The organism is Candidatus Ancaeobacter aquaticus, from assembly GCA_030765405.1.
Lineage (GTDB): Bacteria > Auribacterota > Ancaeobacteria > Ancaeobacterales > Ancaeobacteraceae > Ancaeobacter > Ancaeobacter aquaticus.
Genome location: JAVCCP010000063.1, coordinates 1 through 4,128, shown reverse-complemented (window position 1 = coordinate 4,128; position 4,128 = coordinate 1). Strand labels below are relative to the sequence as shown.

At 32.7% G+C, this 4,128-nt stretch carries 2 protein-coding genes; both read left to right on the top strand.

The annotated features are described in order from the left end of the window. The coding region (locus tag P9M13_08570; protein ID MDP8263342.1) for an RHS repeat-associated core domain-containing protein at positions 1-1,872 on the top strand (1,872 nt) is incomplete at its 5' end. A gap of 1,287 nt (positions 1,873-3,159) precedes the next feature. Beyond that, positions 3,160-4,014 (top strand): hypothetical protein, encoded by an 855-nt coding sequence (locus P9M13_08565; GenBank protein MDP8263341.1) that lies wholly within the window; start codon positions 3,160-3,162, stop codon positions 4,012-4,014. Positions 4,015-4,128: the final 114 nt, after the last annotated feature.

The following is a 4,128-nucleotide window of genomic DNA, read 5'->3' as shown; positions in this document are numbered from 1 at the left end:
TTAATGGTAAAAGATCCAAAGGGTGGAGAAGTTTTTTATCGGTACGATGTTCTTAACCGATTGATAAAACAAAGAGATCAACTGGATAATGAAAAGGTCTATTCTTATGATAAGGCGGGTAGTCTTTTATTCATTGTTAATGCGAATGGTGACAAAACATTGTTTGATTATGGCCCATATGGCAGGATGGTTAAGAAGGTGATCGCTGATAAAAGTGACATAGGGTACAGGTACGATAAAAATGGGAATCTCGTAAATATTGGATCCGGAAAACAAAATATTAGTATGGAATATGATGGGTTTAATAGGATCGTTTCTGTTGATAATGGCGGGAAAAGAATTTCTTATGAATATGATCTCAATGGTAATAAAGTTGCAACATTATTGGGTAAAGATGTGCTGTACAGATATCGTTATGACAAGCTTAACCGAGTTGAGGAAATAGTTTATGGAAATGATGCGGTGACGTATCAACATGATGCTGTAGGGATGAGGACAAAAAGGTCTCTCTCAAATGGTATTGTTACCAGTTATACCTATGATGCGAATAATAATATGACAATGCTAGAGGCAAAAAACGCTGGTGGAGACGTATTGAATAGGTATGAGTATCAATATGACAAGGTGGGTAATCGTAAAACTATGACAACAATTAGCGGTACGGTTACATATACGTATGATAACAATAGTCAGCTGATTGTGGCTGATTACTCAGATGAAACAAGTGAGCGGTACGAGTACGATGTAAACGGAAATAGAGTACGATTAGTTAAGACAGGAACAGAAGGGGATACGAAAGAGAGTTATTCATATAATGCGGCAAATCAGTTGATATCTAAAGAGACACAAACTGATGGGAATTCAAAAGTAGATACGTCCAGCTATGAATATGATGAAATCGGAAATCTTGTGCAGGAAGTTTCTCCGGATAGAGAAATAATGTATGAATATAATGCGGATAATAAGCTGAGTAAAATGATAAGTGGGAAAGATGATATTGCCAGTTTTTCTTATGATCTATTTGGGCGTAGGATCGTGAAGAAAGAGTGGGGATATGAAACAAGGTATATATATGATGGTCTGAATAGGATAGCTGAGACAGACAGTCAGGGTGAGATCAAAAAGAGATTTATCTTTGGGGTAGGTATTGATGAGGTGATTGCAGTAAAAAACGTTATTGGAAATGTGAAAGAATACTTTTCACATGATGGGCTTGGTTCTGTTACAGCGTCATTAGATGATAGTGGAAAGGTTACAAAGAGATATACATATAGTTCATTTGGTTCTCCGGTAGAGGAACCGAAATATTATGGATTTACCGGCAGAGAATATGACGCAAGTTCAGGTCTTTACTATTACCGAGCAAGATACTATAATCCTGAATTAGGTAGGTTCACACAGCAGGATCCGCTGGGTATGCCTGATGGGATAAATAGATATATATACTGTATGAATAATCCAGTGAATTGGGTTGATCCGTTGGGGTTGGATAGAGAAGATAGAAAAAGTGGGGAAGAAGAAGGATGGCTGGAAAATATTGAATGGGAAACTGTAAATGGAGGAGTCAGGGGTGCAAAAAAGGGTTTTGGGCAGATAATCGGAGGGTTAGTTATAACGCAGGGCGATTCAGTAATACCTGGACCTATGGATATTATAGGTGGGGTAATTATAGCAAAAGGGACATGTGATGTAATTTCTAGTTCAGTGACTATTATTCAGGGATTGGCAGGAATATCTGAATCAGAGGCGACGAAACCAAGCATCGTGGGAGTTTTAACAGATGAAAATGGATGGGGGACTTCGACTCCAGCAAAGGCTGGTAAAGTCATAGATCATATTTCACAAAGTATAGCGAAAGAATTTAGTAAGTGATTGTTTTAATTAATTGGGAATGTAAGAGAGAAAACAAATGAAGCAAAAAAACACTTTAATAATATTTTTTATTTCAAGTCTATTTGGGTGTATGTTGTTAGTTATAAAAGGTGTTTCGATAGTTTTTGTTGCTATAGCATTTATAATTGCTTTTATACTATTTATCTTGTTGTGTAAGTTAATAAATTATCTATTCAAAGTTTTTAATATTCCACGAAGGCAAGGATAGCATGTTTTCTAAAGTATTTTATTTAATATGGACGATAATTTGTTTTTGTGGTCTTGTTTTATGTATATATAATTTGGTTAAGGCAAAGTATATGCAAAAAATTAAAAATTATTCTAAAGAACAATTAAGAAAATACCGTGTAGTTTGGATGATAAGCATTGTTCTAATGATAATTATTACAATAATGGCCGTTGCAGATTTTCTATCTTCTTTATAAACGATGCCGAAACAAATAGGGACAGCGACCATTTATTTCTATTGCTCCAGCTGTGGTTGAATTCTGGGGACGGATCACTCAATTATTAAGTTTGTCAAATAGAACGAATTAGGGGTCAGGTCTTGAATTGTGAATTTTAATTTGTTACATTGTATATATGGCACGACCGTTAAGAATTCAATATCAAGGAGCTGTATCCCACATCACATCTAGAGGCGATGCGCGAGAAAATATTTATTTAGATGATAAAGATAGGATATTATTTCTAGAGATACTAAAGGAGCAGTTAGATCGATATCATGTAATCTGTTACGCTTATTGCAACGAATTAGGGGTCAGGTCTTGAATTGTGAATTTTAATTTGTTACATTGTATATATGGCACGACCGTTAAGAGTTCAATATCAAGGAGCTGTATACCACATCACATTTAGAGGCGATGGGCGAGAAGATATTTATTTAGATGATAAAGATAGGATATTATTTTTAGAGATTCTAAAGGATCAGTTAGATCGATATCATGTAGTCTGTTATGCTTATTGCCTAATTTCAAATCATTATCACCTATTGATTGAAACCCCAAAAAGTAATCTTTCATTATTTATGCGACAACTTAATGGAATATACACCCAATCTTTTAACCGTTGTCATCGAAAGGTTGGTCATGTATTCCAAGGGAGATATAAATCCATTTTAGTAGATAAGGATAAATATTTCTTGGAAGTGTGTCGTTACATTGTACTGAATCCTGTACGGGCAGGGATGGTAAAGAAGCTAGAGGAATGTAAATGGAGTAGTTATGCGGCATGATAATAAAAAGCAAAGAATAAGAGTAAATCGAAATGAAGAATAAAAAGTATGCGATACTAAGTGTAGTTTTAATAATTCTTTTATCATTTATTTATGTAAAGTTTAAAACTATTCAAATTAAAAATATGGAAGGAATACAAGTATATTATTTTAAAAATAATATTCTTATAGAAAAAGATTTAGAAATAAATAAAAGTAGAAAAATTGGATCTTTTAAAAAGGGGTATACATATAATTCAATTTCTTATTCTGATATCAATAAGTTATTTGTTGTTGGAGTGGATAGAATCGTTTTTTTTGATAGTGAAATTGCTGTCTATGATAAGATTAATTCTAACATAATTGATTATATAAAGATAAAAGAAGTAAATTGCAAAAATGCTGTTTGGTCTCCTGATGGCAGTAAATTAATATTTATTGGATCATATTGGGAGAAAAAACAAAAAATTAATGAGGTTTATTTTGTTAAGCGAAATAAATATAGTAATTGCACTAAACTTGAGGGTGTAATAACAAATGGGAATCGTCCTTCTTGGGCTCCAAATAATACAGATATTGTTTATTCTGATAATAATAATATAATTAATACTTATAATATTAACAGTAGATTAAAAAAGAGTTATGAAAAAGGATTGTTTCCAATATTTTCTAATAATGGGAAGGAGATTATATTTTTAAATGAGAAAAAGAACAAAATATTCAAATATGAATTTAAAAATAATAAAAAACTCATATTACTAGAAGATTTGCCAAAAAAACTATTTAAGTATAAATATGGTATTTTTAGAATATTTGCTTGCATATTACGATTAGGGGAATTGGATTATAGCCTTAGTGAAATAGTTGGTTGGCCTAGTCAGAACATAATATTTGTTGGTGGATTGTAAAGTTAAATGCCGTAAATAGTGGTCATTTTTCATTTAAGCTGCGATCTCCTGAAGTTCTCTTTCAAACCCCTGTTGAGCAGATTGAAAATTTAGTATCTTGCGTGGGTAATTATT